The sequence below is a fragment of the Brevibacillus choshinensis genome (genome assembly GCF_016811915.1).
GTDB classification, from domain to species: domain Bacteria; phylum Bacillota; class Bacilli; order Brevibacillales; family Brevibacillaceae; genus Brevibacillus; species Brevibacillus choshinensis_A.
This window is the reverse complement of sequence record NZ_CP069127.1, coordinates 5,717,704-5,742,133: the sequence shown is the minus strand read 5'-3', so window position 1 is coordinate 5,742,133 and position 24,430 is coordinate 5,717,704. Positions and strand designations below refer to the sequence as shown.

The 24,430-nt window shown below is 45.5% G+C and carries 15 protein-coding genes; 14 read left to right on the top strand and 1 reads right to left on the bottom strand.

Annotated features, from left to right (window positions below):
• Positions 1–73 precede the first annotated feature (73 nt).
• The 11 genes from JNE38_RS28625 (at position 74) to JNE38_RS28575 (ending at position 13,172) form a co-directional block, all read left to right on the top strand.
• Positions 74–1,090, top strand: coding sequence for a rod shape-determining protein (locus JNE38_RS28625; protein WP_203354412.1), 1,017 nt, complete (start codon positions 74–76; stop codon positions 1,088–1,090).
• A 6-nt stretch (positions 1,091–1,096) separates the two neighbouring features.
• Positions 1,097–2,062: a flagellar hook-basal body protein gene (locus JNE38_RS28620; RefSeq protein ID WP_203354411.1), complete on the top strand. Its 966-nt coding sequence runs from the start codon at positions 1,097–1,099 to the stop codon at positions 2,060–2,062.
• A gap of 15 nt (positions 2,063–2,077) precedes the next feature.
• On the top strand, positions 2,078–2,911 hold the full coding sequence (locus JNE38_RS28615) for a flagellar hook-basal body protein (protein ID WP_203354410.1): 834 nt from the start codon (positions 2,078–2,080) through the stop codon (positions 2,909–2,911).
• Positions 2,912–2,940: 29 nt separating this feature from the next.
• A complete protein-coding gene (locus JNE38_RS28610) occupies positions 2,941–3,189 on the top strand; it encodes a DNA-directed RNA polymerase subunit beta (RefSeq protein WP_203354409.1) in 249 nt (82 codons plus the stop codon).
• A 217-nt stretch (positions 3,190–3,406) separates the two neighbouring features.
• Positions 3,407–4,876 carry a M20/M25/M40 family metallo-hydrolase gene (locus JNE38_RS28605; protein WP_203354408.1) on the top strand — a complete coding sequence of 490 codons (1,470 nt, stop codon included), beginning with the start codon at positions 3,407–3,409 and terminating at the stop codon, positions 4,874–4,876.
• Between the two features lie 189 nt (positions 4,877–5,065).
• Positions 5,066–5,587: a CDP-alcohol phosphatidyltransferase family protein gene (locus JNE38_RS28600; RefSeq protein WP_238933765.1), complete on the top strand. Its 522-nt coding sequence runs from the start codon at positions 5,066–5,068 to the stop codon at positions 5,585–5,587.
• A 161-nt stretch (positions 5,588–5,748) separates the two neighbouring features.
• Entirely contained in the window at positions 5,749–6,207 is a 459-nt protein-coding gene (gene fabZ / locus JNE38_RS28595; protein ID WP_203354406.1) for a 3-hydroxyacyl-ACP dehydratase FabZ, read from the top strand.
• A 70-nt stretch (positions 6,208–6,277) separates the two neighbouring features.
• Positions 6,278–7,012: a WecB/TagA/CpsF family glycosyltransferase gene (locus tag JNE38_RS28590; RefSeq protein WP_203354405.1), complete on the top strand. Its 735-nt coding sequence runs from the start codon at positions 6,278–6,280 to the stop codon at positions 7,010–7,012.
• A 27-nt stretch (positions 7,013–7,039) separates the two neighbouring features.
• Positions 7,040–8,140 carry a glycosyltransferase family 4 protein gene (locus JNE38_RS28585; RefSeq protein WP_203354404.1) on the top strand — a complete coding sequence of 367 codons (1,101 nt, stop codon included), beginning with the start codon at positions 7,040–7,042 and terminating at the stop codon, positions 8,138–8,140.
• Positions 8,141–8,278: 138 nt separating this feature from the next.
• A complete protein-coding gene (locus tag JNE38_RS28580) occupies positions 8,279–12,835 on the top strand; it encodes an S-layer homology domain-containing protein (protein WP_238933499.1) in 4,557 nt (1,518 codons plus the stop codon).
• A gap of 187 nt (positions 12,836–13,022) precedes the next feature.
• A complete protein-coding gene (locus tag JNE38_RS28575) occupies positions 13,023–13,172 on the top strand; it encodes a hypothetical protein (protein ID WP_203354403.1) in 150 nt (49 codons plus the stop codon).
• A 212-nt stretch (positions 13,173–13,384) separates the two neighbouring features.
• Here the strand turns inward: JNE38_RS28575 and JNE38_RS28570 are convergent, their stop codons facing one another.
• Positions 13,385–14,038 (bottom strand): YigZ family protein, encoded by a 654-nt coding sequence (locus JNE38_RS28570; protein WP_203354402.1) that lies wholly within the window; start codon positions 14,036–14,038, stop codon positions 13,385–13,387.
• A gap of 290 nt (positions 14,039–14,328) precedes the next feature.
• Between JNE38_RS28570 and JNE38_RS28565 the strand changes: the two genes are divergently transcribed.
• The 3 genes from JNE38_RS28565 to JNE38_RS28555 all read left to right on the top strand — a co-directional run bounded on the left by JNE38_RS28565 (position 14,329) and on the right by JNE38_RS28555 (position 24,277).
• A complete protein-coding gene (locus JNE38_RS28565; RefSeq protein ID WP_238933498.1) occupies positions 14,329–15,705 on the top strand; it encodes a TolC family protein in 1,377 nt (458 codons plus the stop codon).
• 436 nt (positions 15,706–16,141) lie between these two features.
• Positions 16,142–19,405 (top strand): S-layer homology domain-containing protein, encoded by a 3,264-nt coding sequence (locus JNE38_RS28560; RefSeq protein ID WP_203357785.1) that lies wholly within the window; start codon positions 16,142–16,144, stop codon positions 19,403–19,405.
• A 1,155-nt stretch (positions 19,406–20,560) separates the two neighbouring features.
• The gene (locus tag JNE38_RS28555) at positions 20,561–24,277 is read left to right on the top strand and encodes an FIVAR domain-containing protein (RefSeq protein WP_203354401.1); all 3,717 of its coding nucleotides are present in this window, start codon (positions 20,561–20,563) and stop codon (positions 24,275–24,277) included.
• The last annotated feature ends 153 nt before the right edge of the window (positions 24,278–24,430 follow it).

Here is a 24,430-nt window from a genome sequence, read left to right as displayed (position 1 = left end):
TTTCCTTGTCCTCTTACGTAGAAGAGCCTATGATATTAGGTAGAAATGTAACTGGTAACAGGGAGGACCTTTCATGTTTGGCAAAGATATCGGGATCGACTTGGGGACAGCCAATGTCTTGGTTTTTGTAAAAGGCAAGGGGATTGTCCTGGATGAACCATCTGTCGTAGCTATTGACAGTAAAACCAGAAAAGTATTGGCTGTGGGCAACGAAGCTCGCCGAATGGTGGGCCGCACCCCAGGGAACATAGTAGCGATCCGACCTTTGCGAGAGGGCGTTATTGCGGATTTTGAAATTACAGAAGCGATGCTGAAGCATTTTATGACCAAAATTGGCGGCAAAAGCATGTTTGCTCGTCCGCGTATCCTGATTTGCTGCCCGACCAACATTACTTCTGTTGAGCAGAAAGCAATTCGTGAAGCGGCTGAACGCAGCGGCGGCGCCAGAGAAGTTTACATTGAGGAAGAGCCGAAAGTGGCTGCCGTAGGGGCAGGAATGGACATTTTTCAGCCGTCGGGCAATATGGTAGTGGATATCGGTGGAGGTACTACCGATGTGGCTGTACTGTCGATGGGTGACATTGTGACTTCATCCTCCATCAAAATAGCAGGCGATACATTTGATGTGGCTATTATGCGGTACATAAAAAATAAATATAAGTTGCTGATTGGGGAACGCACGGCTGAAGATATCAAAGTTCAGATTGGGACCGTTTCCGACTCACGCCAGGACGAAATGGACATTCGCGGTCGAGATATGGTAAGCGGGCTGCCGCAGACGATTACCATTCGCTCGAATGAAGTCCAAGAAGCCCTGGCCGAGTCGGTCAGTGCGATTGTACAAGCCTCGAAATCCGTTTTAGAACGAACACCTCCGGAGCTTTCTGCCGATATAATTGATAAGGGTGTTTTCTTGACCGGCGGCGGCGCATTGTTGCATGGCATCGACCAGATTCTGGCGGACGAATTGAAGGTCCCTGTACTGGTTGCGGACGAGCCTATGATGTGTGTTGCTAAAGGAACAGGAATGATGCTGGACTACCTGGACAAAGTACCAGCGCACCGGAATAAGAAATTATTCAGGGGGTAAAATTACGTGATCAGAGGCTTGTATACGTCTGCGTCAGGCATGCTGGCCTTGCAGAACAGGCAAGAATCGCTGGCGAACAATCTGGCAAACATCAACACTCCGGGCTTCAAGCAGGACGTGGGTGTGATGCGTGCGTTTCCGGAACAATTGATTTCCCGCATTCGCGATCAGGAGGGGCCTGATATTCAGGGCTATCCCAACATGAGTGGACAGGCTGCAGTGATCGGACGGCTGAACTCCGGCGTCTACATGTCGGAGGCTTTGCCCATGTTTACGCAAGGCGATATCGCAGAGACTCGCAATCCTTACGATGTCGCATTGCTGGACAACCTGCAGCCTGACCAGGACGGCAACGAACGCCGCCTGTTCTACAGTGTGGCGAAAATCGAGGATTTGACGCAGCCAGCGCAGCCGGAGGATATTCGCTATACGCGAAACGGCAACTGGAGCGTCAATTCGGACGGTTATCTGGTGACTGCGGACGGTTATTATGTGTTGGATAATCAGAATCAAGCCATTCTTGTGAATGATCCAGCAGGTGTAAGTGCAGGCCAAGGGCTGAAGATTAGCCAACTGGGAGAGCTGCAGTATGAAGACCCTGCCACGAAAGAGTTGGAGGATCTACCTAACCACCAGAGGCTGGGCTTGGCTGTGGTGACCGATCCAATGAAGCTTGTCCGGGAAGGCACCAACATCTTCCGCTACGAGGGGGACGGTGCCGTCGAAGCACTCGATGTTGCCGAAGCCAACGATCAGGCAGCATTGACTGCAGGACAGTATACGACGCCAACGATCGCGGGTCGATACGGCACCCAGCAGGGCTGGATCGAGCGGGCAAACGTCGATCCCATGCAGACCATGACAAGCATGATGAGCGCATTGCGCGCCTATGAAGCCAACCAGCGTGTCATCACGACCATCGATGGCACTCTGGAGAAAGCGGCAAACGAAATCGGCCGGGTAAACGGGTAAGGGGAGGTAGCATAGATGCAGTCGCTTAATATTTCCACAGCTGCCATGCGCGGCATTCAGCAAGCATTGGACACGACATCCAATAACTTGGCGAATCTCGATACAGTCGGTTACAAGCGTCGCGTGGCATCGTTTTCTGAGCTGCTTTCCGATTCGATGAATGAACAGCCCGCGTCAGACAATGTAAACCGCAATACTCCAGCTGGTTTGCGAATCGGCAGCGGTGCCCGTCTCGGTCTGACCAAGCTCGATATGGGGCAAGGCAGCATGAAACAGACTGATGTGCCTACGGACGTGATGATTGAGGGAGAAGGATACTTCCTCGTTACTAGAAAAGTAAAAGATGTGGGTGGAGCGATCATTCAAGAAGAAAATCGCTTGACACGGGATGGCAATTTCAAGGTGCAGTACAACAATGATGAGGGCGGATATGTTCTGCACACAGCATCCGGCTACATTTTGACGGATAACAATGGCGTTCCGTTCGTATTGCCGGAGCCGGTCCGCAACATCCAGATTTCCCAAAACGGGGAACTGATGGCAGACGGCAACTCCTACGGAAACATTGGCGTCTGGAAAGTGGACAACCCTGACCAGCTGCAGCAAATCGGGCAAAACCTCTACGATGCACAGCTGGCATCCGGGGACAATCCAGCAACGAAGTACACCAATGCTTTGGAAGACGGAATGGCCACTCTTCGCCAGGGTGCTCTCGAAACCTCCAACGTCAACATGATGGAGGAGATGTCTCAGCTGGTGAACGTACAGCGGGCTTATCAATTAAACTCGCGAGCCATTGGCATCAGCGATCAGATGATGGGCATCGCGAATTCGCTGAGAAGCAGATAACACAATCTTAGATGACGGGAGAGAGGAGCATGGATCGAGGAAAGGGACAACCATTCCCGCGTGATACCCAAGAGGTCAAGACAAAAGAGCACTCACGAAGAGGCAAGAATTGGCCCATCATCATGATCAAAATCTTGATGGTCCCCCTTCTGTTGTTCTTCTCGCTGGTCATTGGGCTGATGATCGGCTATGGTGTGGTCGGGCATAAGCCAATATCGGAAGTGTTTGATCTGGGTACATACAAGCATATGTGGGATTTGCTGTTTGCGGGGACGTAAGACAGCCATGTAAAAGGTTGAAATCAAGATGCAACAAACTGTGCAGGAGCGATGGCTGCACAGTTTTTTTATTTTAAAAATTGCAGGATCTGCACGGTTATCAACTTGTTACGCACGGAAATCTGCATGTGGGACCGTAATTAATTAATAATTACGAATAAATAATATAATAAAAAGCGTGAAAACGGTTTCACAATAAGAGAGGAGGATCTACATAATGAAGCGCAAGTTTATAGGTACAGCCTTGCTTACACTGTCCCTCTTGACAAGCCTTACCCCTCTTTCGTCTGCGGCTGCAGATTCCATCGTACAATCAGAGACCGTCAGTAGTGAGACGGCCAAATTACTTCAAGAGCTGCTTCGCTTCGATTCCACCAATCCTGGGGGACAAACGTTGGCACTGGCAGAATTTTTGAAGAGTAAATTCGATCAACTGGGTGTGGAGACGGAGGTAATCAAAACTCCTTCCGGCCAAGCACACTTCATCGCCAGGTTAAAGGGAAATGGAAGTAAGAAGCCTGTTTTGCTTGCCGCTCACTCCGACGTCGTGCCTGTCGAGAGAAAAAACTGGACAGTCGATCCGTTCGGAGGCGTGATCAAAGACGGATATGTCATGGGACGGGGAGCAATGGACTTCAAAGGTGGGCTGTCGGTTTTTGCCCAAGCTGTCATGATGGTGAAGGAAAATAATGTTCCGCTGAATCGGGATGTGATTTTTCTCGCGGAAGACGACGAGGAAGCAGGAGAATATGGGACAGATTGGCTGGCGAAAAACCATTGGGAAAAGATCAATGCCGAATTTGCGCTTAACGAAGGCGGATGGATCTTCCAAGACGCTGATGGAAAGACAACGCAGGTCAACATCACCACACGCGATAAAATCTATGTTTCCTTCAAACTTACTGCGTACGGAAAACCGACCCATTCTTCCCGTCCGATGCCGGATAGTGCCATAAAGAGTCTGTCGCTTGCACTGGCGAAGATCACCAACTGGGACACCGACCCGACGCTTAACGATCAAACCAGAGAGTATTTTCTCGCCCTCTCGCGGACTGCCAAAGAGCCGCTTGCGAGTCATTTGAAAAATTTGGCCGAAAGCAAGGATCCAGCAAAAGCTCGCGAGGCAGGAAAGAAGGTAGTGGAACTGGGCAGCTACCCACTCCTTTGGCATGCCTTGATGCGTAATACCGTTGCCCCGACCATCGTTCAGGCAGGGGTCAAGGAAAATGTCATTCCGGGTTCTGCCGAGGCCATTGTCAATGTGCGGCTTGTGCCTGGTTCTACGCCTTTTGAGGTAATGGAACAGCTCCAGCGCGTGATTGCAGACCCTGGGGTCAAGGTGAGCCTGGCGAGCGAAATGACCGAAGAAGAGGCTCGGAAATACTACGAGCAACGAACCGCAGCGTTGGCGTCTTCAACAGATACGGCGCTCTACAAGGCACTTGAAGAAAGCAGCAAGTCGGTGTGGCCAGAAGCAGAGGTGGTGCCGGCATTGTTCGAGGCGGGTACCGATGGAGCAGCTTGGAGGGACAGGGGAGTACCGGTTTATGGCATTTACCCGTATCCGCTCGACAACGATACTCTCGAGCGCATGCACGGGAATGACGAGAGAATATCGGTAAAGTCTCTTGAGGAAGGCACAAAAATGATCTACAACACCCTCATCAAGGTTGCCGGAAGCGACTGAGAAAAAAGGGCAGCAGGCAAGAGTGTGGGATGGAAGCGAATAGGAGCCGTGTAGAACTGAGTTCTATGCGGTTCTTTAATTTTGGATGAATTTGCCTCTGTTTTTTACGGGGACTTGTTGGGGTGATTGTCCACAGAGTATAATAGATCGAGTGGTTGAAAAAGGAAGTGACGATCTGACTACGGAGGGATATCCGTGAATCTTCCTAATTTGCTTACGGTCTTTCGCATCGTCCTCATCCCTTTGTACCTGTACATCTTTTTTTCCGAAGAACCGTATCATGTGGAGATCGCATTGGGCATCCTGATTTTGGCGGGACTAACGGACATCGTAGATGGGTACATTGCGAGAAAGTATAAGCTGGTGACCACCTTTGGGATCATGATGGATCCGCTTGCAGATAAATTAATGATGATGGCTGTGATCGCTTCCTTATTTCTGACGGAGCGAATCAGCTTGTGGGCAGCCCTGTTTTTCTTTGCGAGGGACGTAGCGATGATCGTTACAGGTGCAGTCTACCACCTGCGCGGAAAAAAAACGGTTCCGGCCAATGCGTATGGCAAGCTGACAACCGTCCTGTTTTACTTGGTCATTCCTTTGGCGATGTACAGGTATGAATACAGTGAAGAAATTTTGTGGACGGTGATTGCGTTCTCCTTTCTGACGAGCGCGATCTACCTCGGAAAGTTCCGATTGCTGAACCGTATGTAGCCTAGGGGCCTGGGAAAAAGAGCACTTCCCCGAAGGAAGCGCTCCTTTAACTTAACCCCGTTCCCCGCCAAGCGGAGATGGGTGTTGTCTTATTCTCACAAAGCAGTAAGGGATTCATGCATGGACAAGTCTAGTTAAGAATGGAAATGGAGCGGTGTTTCATGGAAATTAAAGCGCCTTTAGATATCGTACAGATTCAGGAAATCATCCCTCACCGGTATCCTTTTTTGCTGGTGGACAAGATTGTGGAGCTGGAACAAGGCAAGAGAGCGGTAGGCGTGAAAAACGTCACGATCAATGAGCCGTTTTTCCAAGGTCATTTTCCGGGTTATCCAGTCATGCCAGGCGTCCTGATTGTGGAAGCGTTGGCACAGGTTGGCGCTGTTGCAATGCTGAGCATGGAGGAACATCAAGGAAAAATCGGCCTGTTTGCCGGGATCGATGAGTTCCGCTTCAAAGATCAGGTAAAGCCCGGCGATACGCTAACGCTCGATGTTGAGCTGACTCGCGTGCGCGGTACAGTGGGCAAAGGACAAGGGAAAGCATTGGTAAATGGCAAAGTGGTAGCGGAGGGCGGACTGATGTTTGCACTCACGGCAGGAGCAGGGGCACATTCATGAGCATCTTGAATGTGCCTTTCTTTTCAGGTAAAATGGCTAGTGGGCAACTTATACATTGAAGGTGAAACCATTGACCAAACAGGTCGCAAGCATATTAGGTGTACCGTTTACTACACGAGGCTTTCGTGATAGCGTCGACTATATGGTCGAGAGGATTGAGAGCGGGACGCAGACGCACGTGGTAACTGCCAATCCGGAGATCGTCATGCTGGCGAGAGAGCATCGGGGCTTTCGTTCCTTTGTAGAACAAGCCTATGTCGTTCCAGATGGGATCGGTATTGTGTACGCCGCCAAATGGACGAATCAGCCAATTTATGAGCGCATTACGGGGGTCGAGCTGCTGGAAGCCTTGATGGCCGAAGCGGATCGGCGCCATTGGAAAGTATATTTGCTGGGAGCGCATCCGGAAGTGATCAGCTTGGCGGTGGAAAAGCTGGCTGAGCGCTATCCGAACGCGTGCTTGGTCGGGTATCGGGACGGATACTTCCGACAAGACGAAGAAGAACAAATCGTGCAAGAAATCGCGGAGAAAAAGCCTCATCTTTTGTTTGTGGCGCTGGGGGCGCCGAGACAGGATGAATGGATGGTCAAGTATCGCGATCAGTTGAATGCTTCCCTGATGATGGGAGTGGGCGGCAGCTTTGACGTCATTTCCGGGAAAGTAAAGCGTGCCCCTGCTGTATGGCAAAAACTGCATCTGGAATGGTTTTATCGCTTGGTTTCCCAGCCTTCCCGCTGGAAGCGCCAGCTCGCTATTCCGCGGTTTGTCCTGACAGTCTTGAAAGAAAAATGGAGTAGCCGCTAGATGCACCCGTAGAGAGGAGAACAGTCGATGTCTACATTAATCTTCGGATTGCTGACTTCGCTGATCGTATCATTTATCGCAACACCCTATGTCATGAAGCTCGCAGTCAAGGTAGGAGCAGTGGATGCGCCCAACCAGCGCAAGGTACATACACGTATCATGCCGCGGATGGGTGGCCTCGCTATTTACCTAGGATATTTGGTCGCATTCTTTTTGTTTGTCCCGTACTCGAGCATGGGGGAAATGCTGGGGATTTTCATCGGTAGTACGATTGTCATGATAGTGGGGATGCTGGATGACAAGCTCCAGCTCTCGCCCAAATGGAAGCTTCTCGGCCAACTGGTCGCAACGGCGATTGTCGTCATTCCGTTTGGTTTGAAAATTGGGGTCGTCAATCTTCCCTACACGGGCAGCATCGACTTCAGCAGTGGATGGCTCTTCTGGCTTGCCATTCCGATCACCATGTTCTGGATCGTGGGGGTCACCAATGCAGTCAATCTGATTGACGGCTTGGACGGATTGTCGGCTGGTGTCTCGGCCATTGCGACTGCGACGATGGCGATCATGGCCCTGATCATGGGTGATCACAATGTCGCGATCTACTGCTTTGTGCTCCTCGGAGCGATTCTCGGTTTTCTGTACTTCAACTTTCATCCGGCCCGCCTGTTCATGGGCGACACCGGTTCACTGTTTTTAGGCTTCAACCTGGCTGCCTTGTCGATCATGGGCTTTAAAGAGGCACTTTTCGTTTCCTTTATCATTCCGATCGTCGTGCTCGGGGTTCCGCTTTGGGACACGTTCTTTGCCATCGTGCGCCGAATCGTGAACAAAAAGCCAATCTCCAGTCCTGACAAAGGGCACCTGCACCACTGTCTGCTCAACATGGGCCTGTCCCATCGCAGAACGGTATTGACCATTTACTCGATCAGCATCTTCTTCGGAACGATGGCGATCGTACTCACCAAGACCACCAAGTGGACAACCATCATCGTGATGGTGCTTCTGCTGATCGTGACTCACCTGGCCACAGAAATCGTCGGCCTGGTAAGCCGCCGCCACCGCCCGTTGATCAATGCCTATCGACGGATGAGAGTGAAGCAGGCGGAGCAGGAGAGAAGGACGAATTAAGAAGATCAAAACAAACCCTCTTGCTTGTTAGCAAGAGGGTTTTTCTTATAGTTTTTCCTAAACATCGCCATTGATTTTTCCGATACAGAAAGGGAGGGTTTTAAAGAAAACTAACATTTAAAAGGAGAGGTGAAATACGTGCATTATACAGCGAGGAAATTACGAACTACAATTGCGTCGTACTTAACTCTGATTATGTTGTTGACCGCTCTCTTACCGGTTGGCATCGTGTCAGCAGCGGCCGATGTCGATAAAATCGGAAATTGGAGCGCGATCGATAACCCAGGTTATGCTTTGCGTGATCAAGCCGATAAGATTAAGTTCGGTACTGAAGCGCTTCCTGTTTTGGTTTCAAACAGAGTTTTGAATGGGATCAAGCTGACCAATGATATAGCTAACAATAACGCGGTCTCCATTAAAGTAGATGAGATGCCGGTATCGTATTCACCAGCTTTGACTTTTACAGGTAAAGAATTAACAATACCTACTATCACAATCGATCGTGATGGAAAAGTAACAAAGGTGGAAGTTACATTTGGTTCCGAAAAGGCAACCATGTTTTATAAACTAGATAAGCAGAAATCAGGAGCTACGCTTAGCTTCACTGCCCCGACGAATGCGAATGGAACCGGAACGGCGGATAATCCGATTCTGGTAACTAACAACAAAGTGACTGATTTGTCATTTGCATATACAGACACCAATGATAAGACACCCCAAATGGAGGTTCAGTTAAACGGAGTGCCTGTTCAAACATTCTCCTCTGCGACCAATCCGAAAGCAGGGTATAATGGCGAAACAATAAAAATTAGCACGATTGATTTGAAACCGGGCTTAAATGTAATCAAAGTGATTGCAGTCAATACAGGCTATGAGCAATACCTGTATTACGACTATCAACAAAAGGACGCCCCAATTATCCTGACTGACTATAGTGGGATCGGGACAAGTATAAATAATGCACTGCTCTCATCGGTTGACAAAATTACACTGCGCGGGGTATTTGGCTCTGGTGTTACAGGCGCCAATTTGCGCTTGAAAATTACAACGAACAACGGACAGAATGTTCAAGATCTAACTTCGACTACGCCTGTGATTACTGGTAATACGTTTACATTCACGGATGTGAGCTTGAACCCTGGGCTGAATGTGATTACATTCTACGAACGTAGTGGTAGTGTAACGAAAGAGCATCTCAGTTTTTATGTGGAGTACAATAACACTCCTGTCATCGACAGTATCAAGGTTAATGATACGGTATTGACCAGTTCTACCACACTGATTACGGTTTCTTCGGCGAATCGATTGACTCTTAATGTCGACGGGGTTGTAAAAAATGCGGAGAGAGTTTTCGTAAAAAATGCAACGACGGGTGACGAGGTACAAGCAACGGTAACGTCCGGGACATTTGCTGCAAATATCCCTTCTATATTGGGAGAAAATAAACTGGAGTTTACCGCGTACAGCAATAACAAGAAGGTCGGCATAATTTATCGCACGATTCACGTAGCTTCGAGAGATAATCAAACCGCCAATCAATTTTATAACGTAAGCATCAGTAGCAAAAGCACTACTCCAGTTAACTTGGTTTTGAATCAGACTGTGTCGGTTAGTGGTCTTGTTGATACAAATGGAAACCAGGAAACTTTTACTATACAAGGTAAGGCGCTTCTAAAATTCGAGGACTCAGCCCTGCAGAAATTTGAACATCTGCGACTGAAAATCACGAAGCCGGGTGTAACCTATAGTGTCGATAATATTACTCCCCTGAGTTCGACTAGCAAAGGCAGCGGATATACGGAGCATACCTTTGTAGCGGATATCTCTAATGACGCCGATGTAAAAACAGGGATTTTCAAAGATGGAGATATTGTCAATGTCTCGTTGGAATATGTTTTTTCCATCTTAGATCCTAGTGATCCTACTGCACTCCCAACCGAAGATTTCAATACTGTAAACGGATATTCGTACAAGTTTGCGTTTGCAGACAGCCAAAAGCCAAGATTCATTTCGGCTGCTTACGGAGGAACGCAGCTGTCGGGGACATCTGTCAATGTGCTGAATCAATCCTCTGTCACAGTAAATTTCACTACGGCAAACATGAGTGGAGTAGCTGGTGATTACAAAGTAATGTATAATGGGGCGCCAATAACTCCGAAAAATCTGAGCGCAACTGGTTTTGAAGTTCCATTGTCTAACCTGCCAGCAGGTACCGGTATCTTGGATGTAACCTATACAAAAGACACTGTTACCTTACATGTGCAATATTCGATGAATGTGCAAATTTCACCTTATATTCAGCTGACATATTTTGATGGTACCGGACAGCAGAAGACATTTGAAAGTGGTTATCAAGCAATCAGCACAGACGATTTGTATGCACTAAGAGGGAAAGTCTACAATTATGATCTGAATGCAGGTAACATCGTTGTTAAATTGAACGGTGAAACGATCGAGGATGGTAAAGGTTTGGATGTAACCTCATCCACAGCCACTAACAAGCAGGGCACGTTTACTATTAATAAAACCAAGATCGTTGACTTGATTACCCAAAAGGGCCAGGGTGAGCATCATCTTGAAATCGAATTGACGTCCAGTCCTTCTGTTAGCTATAGCTACACCATTTTGTATATTTCTTCAAAGGCACCTACAATTGAAGACATAAAGCTGGAAATCAACGAAAACGGTAAAACGACGGAGTTGACAAAAGCTGCATCTGAGACGTCTTATAAAACCAGCTCGAAGTTTTTGAGCGGCTTTCGTTTCAAAGTAGGCAATGGAGCCGAGCACATGTATATCGAGAAAAACGGAAAACGGATCGTAGATTATCGTTATGAGAATGGTGATTGGAAGCTGAAGGAGACAAACCAGGAATACAACAATACACTTGGTGAAATACCCGGAAGCTCACTAAAGGGTGATTTTGAAGATCTGAATTTCGAGCCTCAAAACAGAACGACTTTCCAAGCGCAGATGAAAAGCAAGGATTATGGCGATTTGATTGAGGCCATTCAAGACAATATCTCGAAAGCAACTGAACAAGAAAATGTATTGGCCTTATTCCCTCTGACACTGAAGAAGAATGGAAGCACCAATTACACAATCGTGGCTGAGGATTCAAAAGGGGCAGTCGTACGTTACGACGTTCGAATTGATCAGACAACAAGCAGCTGGGAAGTCATCTCTCCTGTAAAAGCAAAGGAATCGGATCAGTATATCATCGTGAACTCCAATAGCGTGCCAATCAAGATCTATGCAGAGAATGCCACGAAAGTCTTGTTTGGGAAAACAGAAGCGGTTGTGACTAATACAACGAACCCAGACTTTGAATACGATGATGATAAGGGGAGAGAAGTCCCACAGACCTATTACGTATTCAAGGCTACGGTGCAACTGAAAAAAGGTCTGAACAAAATTAAATACCAGGTTCAGGTAGGTTCTAACACGTACAATGATGAAGTTCAAATTTTTAATGCGAACTCATCGGTAAACGGAGCAGAGTACCGTGATATCCTAGGTAAAAAAGTATCGTTTAGTGTTTTTGAAAAAGCACTTGAACTAAAGTTTCCTGCCGGAACAGTCCTTCTTACTCCTGAAAACAAATTAGAAGGAGAAGAAGTGAAAAATCCGCTTGGAGATATCTTTGTAGATGTACCTCTTTATTTTGGGATTGCTGATCGTACAACCGGACAAGTAACCATTCCAGACGATAACATGAAATCCAAGCTTCGACTTGAGGAAAATTTCAACTATGCAAGCCCAATGTACTACATTGATGCAGGAGACCAAAATGTTCCGGGTGGACGTGATCCATACGAGGACGACGGGGATGAAATTGAAGAATTCAAATCTCGTTATGAAGATAACCTGGTACCTAGTAAAACGGGCTCACTCTCCATTAAATACGATGTAGCCATCGTAAACGCTGCTAATAACATTCTGACTGTCTTTTATCACAATGGTGACAAGTGGCAAAATATTGGCGGGGTAGTGAATACAGGTAAAAAAGTAATTTCTGTGCCATTCAAGGGATTTGGCTATTACATCGTCCTGAAGACCCGGGAATCTTTTGATGATGTCGTAACGCATGATTTTGCCCGTGATGCAATGGAAACATTGTACTCGAAAGGTATAATGACAAATTATAGCTCCAATACCTTTGGCGCTAACCGTGACATCTCCCGTGGAGAATTTGCTACGATGCTGGTTAAAGCACTTGCATTACCAATCAATGATGGTCCGTATGAAGATAGCAGAACCCCATCAAGTCCTACTTTTAATGACGTAAGACCAAGCAGAGATCGCTGGGATTATGAGTACAAGTATATTGAGACTGCGGCACGTGCTGGTATCGTTAGAGGGAAAGAACCAGGCTACTTTAGACCTGACCATCCACTGACACGCGAAGAAGCCGCAATTATGATTGCGCGGGCACTGAACATGAAGCTAGGCACTTTGGATGCATCTAAGATAGCGCTAGGCAAAATGTTCGAAGACGCAAAAGATGTTGGTTATTATGCCGCGCCTTCTGTCCTGGTAGTAGCAAAAGCAAAACTGATGAATGGTGAAGTAAAAGATCCGAATGCGAAAAAGCCTGTATATCGATTTGTACCAAAAGCAAACCTGACTCGTGCTGAGATGGCAGTGATCACGATTCGTGTCATGGTTCAACTGAAAAAACTGCCAAAACAATAATTCGTAACAGGAAACATATATAATAGAAGAAAAGCTGAAGAGGTCATCCCTCTTCAGCTTTTTTCGTAGGTCTCCATGCGCTCCCGCAGAAGGAATATTTGTTTTTCGTTTTCCCATACCTTCGTGTCGAGGAAGGTGAGGGTTTTAGTCGTAAGCCTGTCATGAGAATGCAACTGTGGAGATCTTCTTGGATTTCATCAAAATGCTTGTTTACCTGGCCCACCATTTGAATCAGATCAGCGGTCATTTCTTCTGCGCGATGGAGGAGAACCTGCTGTTGCTCAATGTTCCCAAACCGGATTTCATGCTCATCCAGTCGTTGCTCCACTTGATCTAACCGCTGCTCTACCCGTTCTAACCGATACTCGCTCCTGTCCAAACGGCCCTCAATTCGTATGAAACCATGATTCACATGCTCTTGAAACTCAATTAGCTTATCAAACAGATCATCCAACGTTTTCCCCACGACAATGCCCCCGTTCAGATCAATTAGTGGCTTGTACCGTATAAGAATATCGTAGACAAAGATAAGCTCCCCATCAAGTGAAATTACTCATCATCCCCAACGGCCTCTACCGGCACCTCGACATACTCCTTGTCCCCAAGAACAACCTTTGCCTGCCCGTTCGTCAGATCAACCATACCTGCGACAAAGTCATCCTGCTGACCATCGGGAATGAGCACATGTGCAGTGACTCGATCTGTAAAATCAGTCCCCACCACGCGCTGCTCGGTCAACCGCAGCTCATTTTCGACTTTCCCCCACCAGTGATAATCCACATCGACAGTCACCTTCTGATGAAGGGTATGTATGACGATCTTGGCGGCTTTCAAAGCAGTGACTGTCCCTGCCGTATAAGCACGCACCAGCCCGCCAGCGCCGAGCTTGATTCCGCCGAAATATCGGGTCACGACAACGACGGTATCTTTTACCCCGTTTTTCTTGATGCACTCGAGGATCGGCTTGCCCGCAGTTCCGCTCGGCTCACCATCATCACTCGAACGCTGGATCTGATCATTCTCACCGATGACAAAAGCTGAGCAGTTGTGCGTCGCATCCCAATGCTTCTTATTGATCATAGCAATAAAAGCGGTTGCCTCTTCTTCTGTCGTCACCCGTTGCGCATACCCAATAAAACGGGAACGCTCAATCACAATATAGTCCTCTCCGTAACCGGCTACGGTCTTGTATTGTTGCAGCATAGTCGATTCACCTCAAGAAAAAGGATAGCATGTCGCACATTGTTAAGCGAATCCTGAAATTTTTTTGACACATAATCGTATTAATCTAGGGGGCATGAAAGGGAATAAACAGGAAAGGGATGATCTATACATGATACAGTGTGCCTAATCCCTTATGAAAATAGTGGTATTATACTAATTTTTCGTGTACGAAACTTTACTCTGTGATATAGTGATTTTGGGACAAACAGCAATATTTCAAGTGGTGAAAGATTTTATCATCAAAACAATTTAAAAAGGAGTGGCAACGAGTGAATTTTCCATATTCAAACAAAAAATGGATGACCATTAGTTTGGCGGCAGTTTTGACTACGGCGATTGGCGCAGGAACCTTGACGGCATCTGCAAATACATCGACGACCGAGCAAATCAAAACGACAGCTGCTGCGACAACGGAGCAGACAAAAGCAACTACTGCTGCCGGAGCAGAAACAACAACAACTGCAACGGATGCGAAGGACCAAACTACTGCTGGCTCCCAAACACCTGCTGCAAACTCGAATACAGACAAGACAACAACGGCATCGACGACAACGAACACGAACACAACTACAAATACGACACCAGCAACAACAGCACCAGTAACTACGACGCCTGCTACAACAGCTCCTTCCAGCACAGCAGCAGACCAGCTGACACTGGAAAAAGCAATTCAGCAAGCACTGGAGACCAACGCGACTTTGGTGACTGCACGTCTCGATGCGAAAAATGCAGACCTGAACCAAATGCTCTCCTATAAAACCTCTGCAGAAATGCCTGCGGATATGATTGAGTCTCTAAGCGCAGCGAAAGCAAAATACGTGGGCAATGCCCAATTGGAAATGACAACGAAGCTGAATGCCATGCAAGTCACTGCAACGGAAGGCAAGATCAAGCTGGGGGCTCAGCAAGCGTACTACAACCTGATCTTTGCCCAAGACGATCTGGAATTGAAAAAACAGAGTCTGACGCGTGCCCAAACCCAGCTGAAGGTAGCAAAAGCGGCGTTCCAGGTGGGAACGAAGGCAAAAACGGATGTCCTTCAGGCTGAAATGGGAGTGGCAGGTGCCCAGGCAAGTCTGACCAGCGCGCAGAACGCTGTGGAAGTGGCTCGCATGGATCTCAACGACTTCCTTGGCGTGGACCTGACGAAAAGCTGGAAGGTCGTCTCCTCCAACAAGCAGACGGCTCCGATCAAGATGACCATGCAACAGGCGGAAGATCAAGCATTGGCAAAGCGTATCGAATTGACAAAGGTGCAGGAAGAGCTGAAATTGGCGGAGCTGAATGTGAAGCTGATTGAGGAGTACTCCGCTCTATCCAGTATGCAGGGTCGTGTCGCACGTAATAATGTAGAAAAATCGAAAATGGCCATCGAAGAGCAAAAACGATCGATCACCAAAGAAGTTTCTCAGGCTTATTTGAACCTGAATGCTGCCAGAGAAGCGATCGATTACCAAAAAACCGCGAAAGATTCCGCGGCTGAGAGCTATCGTTTGACCAATTTGCGCTTTGAAAACGGTCTGGCAACGACCCTCGAAGTGATTCAAGCCGAGGAGGAATTATCCAACCGTGAGAATCAGTACCAAAAAGCGATCCTGCAGTACAATCTGGCTGTGGTAAACTTTGAAACTGCCCTCGGAAGCTAAGAAGAATTTGTAAGGTTTTGAATGGAACTGGAAAAAGGTTCAATGGTGACAGTCCGTCCGGCGTACCCTATAATACGAGTTGTGGCGGATGTCACTGCTTACATATTACAAGTGAATACGACCATGAAAATTTCTTTAAACTTTTTTTCTGAGGCGCCGCAACTTTTGCTCGACTGAGGCGTTTAATAGGGTGTCACACGAAAAACGGGGAATTGTGTAAAAAAGATTCACGGATTCTAGCATTTGTGTTACACTAGTGATTGTTACATTTTACACAATACTGAATATACTAGAGATTTTTAACACAAAAAAGCGAAGCTGTCCTGCGAAAGGAGGTGACACGCGCTTGCAGGATTCGGGCTTTAAAAAGAAAGATAGATCAACAAATATTCCCCAAGAACAATTTGTTTATACTAGAGGAGGAGAACACAAGGTTATGAAAAAGGTCGTTAACAGTGTATTGGCTAGTGCGCTCGCACTCACAGTTGCTCCAATGGCTTTCGCAGCAGAGGACACAACTACAGCTCCTAAAATGGATGCTGCAATGGAGAAAACCGTAAAACGTCTGGAAGCTCTTGGCCTGGTAGCAGGTTATGGCAACGGCGATTTCGGTGCAGACAAAACCATCACTCGTGCAGAGTTCGCTACTCTAATCGTTCGCGCTCGCGGTCTGGAGCAAGGTGCGAAACTGGCACAATTCAACACTACTTACACAGATGTTAGATCCACTGACTGGTTCGCTGGTTTTGTAAACGTAGCTTCCGGTGAAGAAATCGTAAAAGGTTTCCCGGACAAATCTTTTAAACCACAAAACCAAGTTACTTATGCTGAAGCAGTAACCATGATCGTTCGTGCTTTGGGTTATGAGCCATCCGTTCGAGGTGTATGGCCGAACAGCATGATCTCCAAAGGTTCCGAACTGAACATTGCAAAAGGTATCAACAACCCTAACAATGCAGCAGTTCGCGGCGACATCTTCAAAATGCTGGACAACGCTCTTCGCGTTAAGCTGATGGAGCAAATCGAATACGGTACTGACATCCGTTTTAACGTAACTGACGAAACTCTCTTGACTAAATATTTGAAAGTTACCGTACGTGATATGGACTGGGCTCACGAAAAGGGTAACAATTCTGATGAATTGCCACTTGTAACAAACGTACCTGCTATTGGTCTGGGTAGTTTGAAAGCAAATGAAGTTACTTTGAATGGAAAAGATGCTGATCTGGGTAGCAACACTACTTATAAAGTAGCTGAAGGCATCAATCCTAACGCATTTGATGGTCAAAAAGTACAAGTGTGGATCAAAGATGACCGAGAAAATGTCATCGTTTGGATGGAAGGTTCCGAAGACGAAGATGTCGTTATGGACCGTGTGAGTGCTCTGTACCTGAAAGGTAAAGCCTTCACAGATGATATTGTAAAAGATCTTAGCAAGTCTGATTTGGATGATGTAAAAATCGAAATGGATGGTAGCGAGAAATCGTATCGCTTGACGGAAGATACGAAAATCACTTATAACTTCACTCGTTTCAACGATCCAGTAGATGCTCTGAGCAAAATTTACAAAGACAACGACACGTTTGGTGTTAAAGTTGTTTTGAATGATAACAATGAAGTTGCATACCTCCACATCATTGACGATCAAACAATTGATAAAAGCGTAAAAGGCGTTAAATACGGTTCCAAAGTTATTAGCAAAATCGATGCTGATAAGAAGAAAATCACCAACTTGGATAACTCCAAATTTAGCGACTTGGAAGATCAGGATGAAGGAAAAGACTTCTTGGTATTCCTTGATGGCCAACCAGCTAAACTGGGTGATCTGAAAGAATCCGATGTTTACTCGGTATACTATGCTGATGGTGATAAAGATAAGTACTTGGTGTTTGCTAACCGTAACGTTGCAGAAGGAAAAGTAGAAAAAGTGGTAAGCCGTAACAAGACAGACATTCGTCTGACTGTTGGTGGTAAAACTTACAAAGTATATCCAGATGCTTCTTACTCCGAAAACGCAAATAAAGATGTTAAGAAGGTTAATTCCGACTTGGATCTGATTAGCAACCTTGATGGAGAAGAAGTAAAACTTCTCTTGGATCCATCCGGTCGAGTTCGTCACATCGAAACAAAAGACGCGATCGATGATCGTAAACCATTGGCAATCATCACTAAGGGTGCTACCTATAACTCCAGCAAAGATACTTATGACTTTACTGTTATGACCCAAAAAGGTAAAACACAAATCGTATCTTTGGATCAAAAGGACATCTACGATAGATATGGGGTTAACTACGATAAATCCAATGATAAGCGTGAAGCTTTCGAAAAGGATTTAGTTGAGCTTCTGCAACCTAAGGTAGTTAAAGAGGACTCAGCTACTGATGCCAATCAAACCGTTCTTTTGGAAGTTAATTTTGATTCCAAAGGCGAAGTTGATAAAGTCAAAGTTCTTGATAGCAAGCTGAAATACTCCGAGAAAAGCACTTGGGATAAACTTGCGGATGAAGATGACGACGTCGTTGGTGATTATGAAGTAACCGATAAGACTGCTGTCTTCAAAATGACTGGTGACCTTACTCCAGCTACTGGAACTAAACGTGGTGAACTGAAAAACGCTGGTACTGCTAAATTTAAGGATGTTGCTAAGAAGAGCGATCTGAAGGTTTGGTACTCAGTGGATGAAGACAAAGGTGAAGTTCAAGCGATCTTCGTAGTAGATGGCAGTGGTTTGGGTGGCGACCATCAGTTTGGTATGGTCAAACAATATGGTACTGCTAGTAAACAGGACACTATCACTATAGTTACAAAAGATGGTGATTCTGTCACTGAAAAAGAGTACAAATTGGATGGCGACGCTGATGATTTGAAAGTTGATCAAGACATCAGACGTGGAGATGTCATTTCTTTCACACTGAATTCTGATGGAGAAGTTATTGTTGACGATGTAGTCGAGGTTGTAAATAACAACCACATTGATAACACTGCTTCTAAATCAGCTACGCTCATGCCTGAAGACGAACGTGAAAAAGCAGGAATCGACAAATTGGTTGTTGCTCGCGTTGACGAAGTTGATGGTAACACTATTTCCTTCAACTATGCTGACGGAAAGACACAAAAATATTACACAAAAGCATCCACTGCGTTCATTGATGTGTATGACGGTCTTGAAGGAATTGATGGAGTAGATGAAGGCGACTACATCGTAATGATCGATAGCGCCGATATTGACGGAACTCGCTTTGACTATGTACTGGTAGTTTCTAGCGATGATGAGATCCGCACGCAACACATCTCCACTAAAGCAGTTACGGACTTCCTGAAACAAAGCCAACCAGACTATGTACCAAATCCTGGCGATGGGGAAGAAGTAGTCACGGCACCAAAAGTTAATACAGTTAACGATGAAGCAGTTGTAGATGGTATTGTAACTCTTCCAGCTGATGCATCTGTTAGAAACTTCAACATTGCATTTGATCAAGAAATTAACAGCAAAGATGCAACGGTAACTGTTACTAATGAAGATACGCTTGGTAACGTAACGGTATCTGAGGTTGCGACAGATGCAAAAGTATTGAGCTTCAAGACTGCTAAACTGGACACTACAAAAACTTACATCATCACAGTTAAAGGCTTGAAAGATAAAAACGGTAAAGCAGTGAAAGATGTAACTCTTTACGTTGAATTTGTTGCTGGAGTGTGACTTGTTGCTCTATAAACACTAATAGTGTGAAATGAGTGAAGAAGGGAGAAGGATTAAAACCTTCTCCCTTCTTTAACTGTTTTGGCGAATTGAAGGGTGTAACCCCCTTCCGTGGAAACAACCATTAATCCACGTGACTAATCCTCCTGCATGCGTTGTAAGCTAACTCTTACAGGGTGTGAAGCCAGGTGAAGACGTAACCCTTAGTGGTGCGGGTCTCCGTAAAAGCTAACTATGGTTAGGAAACGAATCTACGTCTGAGGCGTGTCAGGTTTGGTAATTAGCCCTTCAGCTGCTAATTACCCCACAGGCTGAGATGCCTGGAGGGTTCTAACGAATTAAGGTTGTTAACGTTAGTTCATCTTGATATGTATAGTAGGAACCTAAGGTTTAGCAAAAAAAGGGATAGCCAAAATGGAACAAGTGAGATCTTGTAAAGTGAGGGGAGCTAGACCTGTAGACCTTTACAAGAAGTCAGCGGGCTCATAGTAGTGAAGAAGGTATGGAAACGTACTGGAGCGAAGGGGCCTAGTCAGTAGTAAGAGGAAACAAAATGTCCCAGTAACCTAAAGCAAAAGGTTACTGGGACTCTCTTAGGACTATAATTGGAAAAATATACATAATTTACTAATATATGCTCGTTAGTAATATCGTCATAGGAATAATATACCATTATGTGGAGCGTAGAACAATTCCTTTTATAGTCCTAAGTGAATCTTTTTTACTATTGATGGAACGCCGTGTGCGGTGAAAGTCGCACGCACGGTGTGGAGCGGGGGAAAACTTGGAGATAGTTTCAAAAAGTTACCTATCGCTATAACATTGCGAATACTAATGCAGCATTTGAAACATTTTTAGCAGATAATAGTGTATCAGTTATTTTTCTTGGTAAGGATTTGGTAGGTAACTTTGACATCGATCGTGAAGTAACAATTGATGGAAAAGGCCACAAAATTACTGGTACTGTAACTGTTCTGAATCCAGCGAACTATGATGTTACATTTAAGAATGTTACAATTACTGATCTTAATGCAGGTAACTAAGTTTTTCATTATTTTATGAGAGTGCTTGTTCAAGAAATTGGTCAGAAAACAAGATGGGTACATCTTGTTTTCTGATCCTACATAATACATTTAGAGGAGATGGAATAGGATCATGTCGCTGAAAAAGAAAGTGTCAGTATTTGCAGTAATGTCTACACTCGCGTTGAATTCGTTGGTTGGCACAGCGTTTGCAGCAATTAACGTAAGTGATTCGAATGTTACTAATCTTACAGTTAACACTGATACTGAACTGAATATTTCTGGTACAACTTCTGTAACAGGGAATGTAAACCTAAAAGCAAAAACAACGATTTATCCAACTGGAAACAAAGTTGATTTTTCGAAATCTAATGTGACTTTAGCACCAAAAGTAGATTCTACTTTTGATCTTGGTGGAGTAAAAACAAATAAAATTGTAATTGGCAGTGACCATGTAACTACAGTTAATGGTTTTGTAGCACCAACTTCTGGTGTGGAGTCAACTCCTGGAGTAACGAATGCACCGGAGTTTACTGATGTATCTGGTAACCCTGTTGAGCCTGAAATCAAACCTCAACCAGTAGTAGTGGATAAAGCTGATCTGACAACAAAAATCAACGGAGCGAAAGCAAAAGTTGAAACAGACTACACTCCTGAGTCTTGGACAGCAGCTGACTTGGCAAATGTAATTGATGCAGCTGAAGCAGTACTGAACGACACAAACGCAACACAAGCTGAAGTTGATGCTCAAGAGGCAAAGGTTGACGCAGCGGTTGCGAAGCTTGTAGAAAAAACGCCAGTAGTAGTGGATAAAGCTGATCTGACAACAAAAATCAACGGAGCGAAAGCAAAAGTTGAAACAGACTACACTCCTGAGTCTTGGACAGCAGCTGACTTGGCAAATGTAATTGATGCAGCTGAAGCAGTACTGAACGACACAAACGCAACACAAGCTGAAGTTGATGCTCAAGAGGCAAAGGTTGACGCAGCGGTTGCGAAGCTTGTAGAAAAAACGCCAGTAGTAGTGGATAAAGCTGATCTGACAACAAAAATCAACGGAGCGAAAGCAAAAGTTGAAACAGACTACACTCCTGAGTCTTGGACAGCAGCTGACTTGGCAAATGTAATTGATGCAGCTGAAGCAGTACTGAACGACACAAACGCAACACAAGCTGAAGTTGATGCTCAAGAGGCAAAGGTTGACGCAGCGGTTGCGAAGCTTGTAGAAAAAACGCCAGTAGTAGTGGATAAAGCTGATCTGACAACAAAAATCAACGGAGCGAAAGCAAAAGTTGAAACAGACTACACTCCTGAGTCTTGGACAGCAGCTGACTTGGCAAATGTAATTGATGCAGCTGAAGCAGTACTGAACGACACAAACGCAACACAAGCTGAAGTTGATGCTCAAGAGGCAAAGGTTGACGCAGCGGTTGCGAAGCTTGTAGAAAAAACGCCAGTAGTAGTGGATAAAGCTGATCTGACAACAAAAATCAACGGAGCGAAAGCAAAAGTTGAAACAGACTACACTCCTGAGTCTTGGACAGCAGCTGACTTGGCAAATGTAATTGATGCAGCTGAAGCAGTACTGAACGACACAAACGCAACACAAGCTGAAGTTGATGCTCAAGAGGCAAAGGTTGACGCAGCGGTTGCGAAGCTTGTAGAAAAAACGCCAGTAGTAGTGGATAAAGCTGATCTGACAACAAAAATCAACGGAGCGAAAGCAAAAGTTGAAACAGACTACACTCCTGAGTCTTGGACAGCAGCTGACTTGGCAAATGTAATTGATGCAGCTGAAGCAGTACTGAACGACACAAACGCAACACAAGCTGAAGTTGATGCTCAAGAGGCAAAGGTTGACGCAGCGGTTGCGAAGCTTGTAGAAAAAACGCCAGTAGTAGTGGATAAAGCTGATCTGACAACAAAAATCAACGGAGCGAAAGCAAAAGTTGAAACAGACTACACTCCTGAGTCTTGGACAGCAGCTGACTTGGCAAATGTAATTGATGCAGCTGAAGCAGTACTGAACGACACAAACGCAACACAAGCTGAAGTTGATGCTCAAGAGGCAAAGGTTGACGCAGCGGTTGCGAAGCTTGTAGAAAAAACGCCAGTAGTAGTGGATAAAGCTGATCTGACAACAAAAATCAACGGAGCGAAAGCAAAAGTTGAAACAGACTACACTCCTGAGTCTTGGACAGCAGCTGACTTGGCAAATGTAATTGATGCAGCTGAAGCAGTACTGAACGACACAAACGCAACACAAGCTGAAGTTGATGCTCAAGAGGCAAAGGTTGACGCAGCGGTTGCGAAGCTTGTAGAAAAAACGCCAGTAGTAGTGGATAAAGCTGATCTGACAACAAAAATCAACGGAGCGAAAGCAAAAGTTGAAACAGACTACACTCCTGAGTCTTGGACAGCAGCTGACTTGGCAAATGTAATTGATGCAGCTGAAGCAGTACTGAACGACACAAACGCAACACAAGCTGAAGTTGATGCTCAAGAGGCAAAGGTTGACGCAGCGGTTGCGAAGCTTGTAGAAAAAACGCCAGTAGTAGTGGATAAAGCTGATCTGACAACAAAAATCAACGGAGCGAAAGCAAAAGTTGAAACAGACTACACTCCTGAGTCTTGGACAGCAGCTGACTTGGCAAATGTAATTGATGCAGCTGAAGCAGTACTGAACGACACAAACGCAACACAAGCTGAAGTTGATGCTCAAGAGGCAAAGGTTGACGCAGCGGTTGCGAAGCTTGTAGAAAAAACGCCAGTAGTAGTGGATAAAGCTGATCTGACAACAAAAATCAACGGAGCGAAAGCAAAAGTTGAAACAGACTACACTCCTGAGTCTTGGACAGCAGCTGACTTGGCAAATGTAATTGATGCAGCTGAAGCAGTACTGAACGACACAAACGCAACACAAGCTGAAGTTGATGCTCAAGAGGCAAAGGTTGACGCAGCGGTTGCGAAGCTTGTAGAAAAAACGCCAGTAGTAGTAGATAAAGCTGATCTGACAACAAAAATCAACGGAGCGAAAGCAAAAGTTGAAACAGACTACACTCCTGAGTCTTGGACAGCAGCTGACTTGGCAAATGTAATTGATGCAGCTGAAGCAGTACTGAACGACACAAACGCAACACAAGCTGAAGTTGATGCTCAAGAGGCAAAGGTTGACGCAGCGGTTGCGAAGTTGGTTGTAGCAATTGATACAGAATCTGAATTAATCGCTGCATTAGCAAGTGCACAAGCTGGAGATACAATTAAATTAGCAGGAAACATTGAAGTTACTGATAAAATCCTTGTTGACAAAGCGGTAACTATTGATGGTCAAAATCATACTTTGACGTTGAATGGAAATGGACAGTCTCAAATAGCTTCAGGATTAGGTATTAATGCAAATGCAAATGTTAAAAACCTAACTGTAACTACTACTGCAAATCTTACTGATAACTTAGTCGAAGTATTTGGTACAAATGTACATGCTGTTCTTGAGAATGTTATTATTAAAGACAGCAAACAAGCAGGACTAACTATTCTTGACGATGCAACAGTTGCTCTTAAGGGAAGTATTGCTTTAACCGGAAACGCATGGGGCGGAATTGAAGTAGAGCACGATACAGCTTCTAATGTTGAATTTACATTGGGTGCTACTCTAACTTACACGCCAGGATCCAAGACAAATGCGCCAGTTGTTTGGTTAGATGCTGCTGTAGATAATCCTACTCCTTATGTAACTGATACTGCTGTAGTACTTGCAGATCCAGTTTATGTAACGGCTGATGGTACTATCGTAGCTGGACCTGAAGCAGGAGCAACACAAGTATGGTTCAATCTCAAGCCTGCTGAATAATTAAACGAAACGTTACTTCATAAGCTAAAAGAGCGAAAGAGGTGGAGAAGGCCCCACGATAAGACATATTAATTGTTCCTAATATGGGGCTCTCTAACTGTTCTGTTGAATAGATAGGTGAAATTCCTGTCCATGATAACAGTCCAACATCAT

Excerpts from the sequence above, each read along its gene's own strand:
- JNE38_RS28585 (WP_203354404.1), top strand. The coding sequence starts at position 7,040 with ATGTCTACATTAATCTTCGGATTGCTGACTTCGCTGATCGTATCATTT.
- JNE38_RS28605 (WP_203354408.1), top strand. The coding sequence starts at position 3,407 with ATGAAGCGCAAGTTTATAGGTACAGCCTTGCTTACACTGTCCCTCTTG.
- JNE38_RS28610 (WP_203354409.1), top strand. The coding sequence starts at position 2,941 with ATGGATCGAGGAAAGGGACAACCATTCCCGCGTGATACCCAAGAGGTC.
- JNE38_RS28615 (WP_203354410.1), top strand. The coding sequence starts at position 2,078 with ATGCAGTCGCTTAATATTTCCACAGCTGCCATGCGCGGCATTCAGCAA.
- JNE38_RS28560 (WP_203357785.1), top strand. The coding sequence starts at position 16,142 with ATGAAAAAGGTCGTTAACAGTGTATTGGCTAGTGCGCTCGCACTCACA.
- fabZ (WP_203354406.1), top strand. The coding sequence starts at position 5,749 with ATGGAAATTAAAGCGCCTTTAGATATCGTACAGATTCAGGAAATCATC.
- JNE38_RS28555 (WP_203354401.1), top strand. The coding sequence starts at position 20,561 with ATGTCGCTGAAAAAGAAAGTGTCAGTATTTGCAGTAATGTCTACACTC.
- JNE38_RS28570 (WP_203354402.1), bottom strand. The coding sequence starts at position 14,038 with ATGCTGCAACAATACAAGACCGTAGCCGGTTACGGAGAGGACTATATT.
- JNE38_RS28625 (WP_203354412.1), top strand. The coding sequence starts at position 74 with ATGTTTGGCAAAGATATCGGGATCGACTTGGGGACAGCCAATGTCTTG.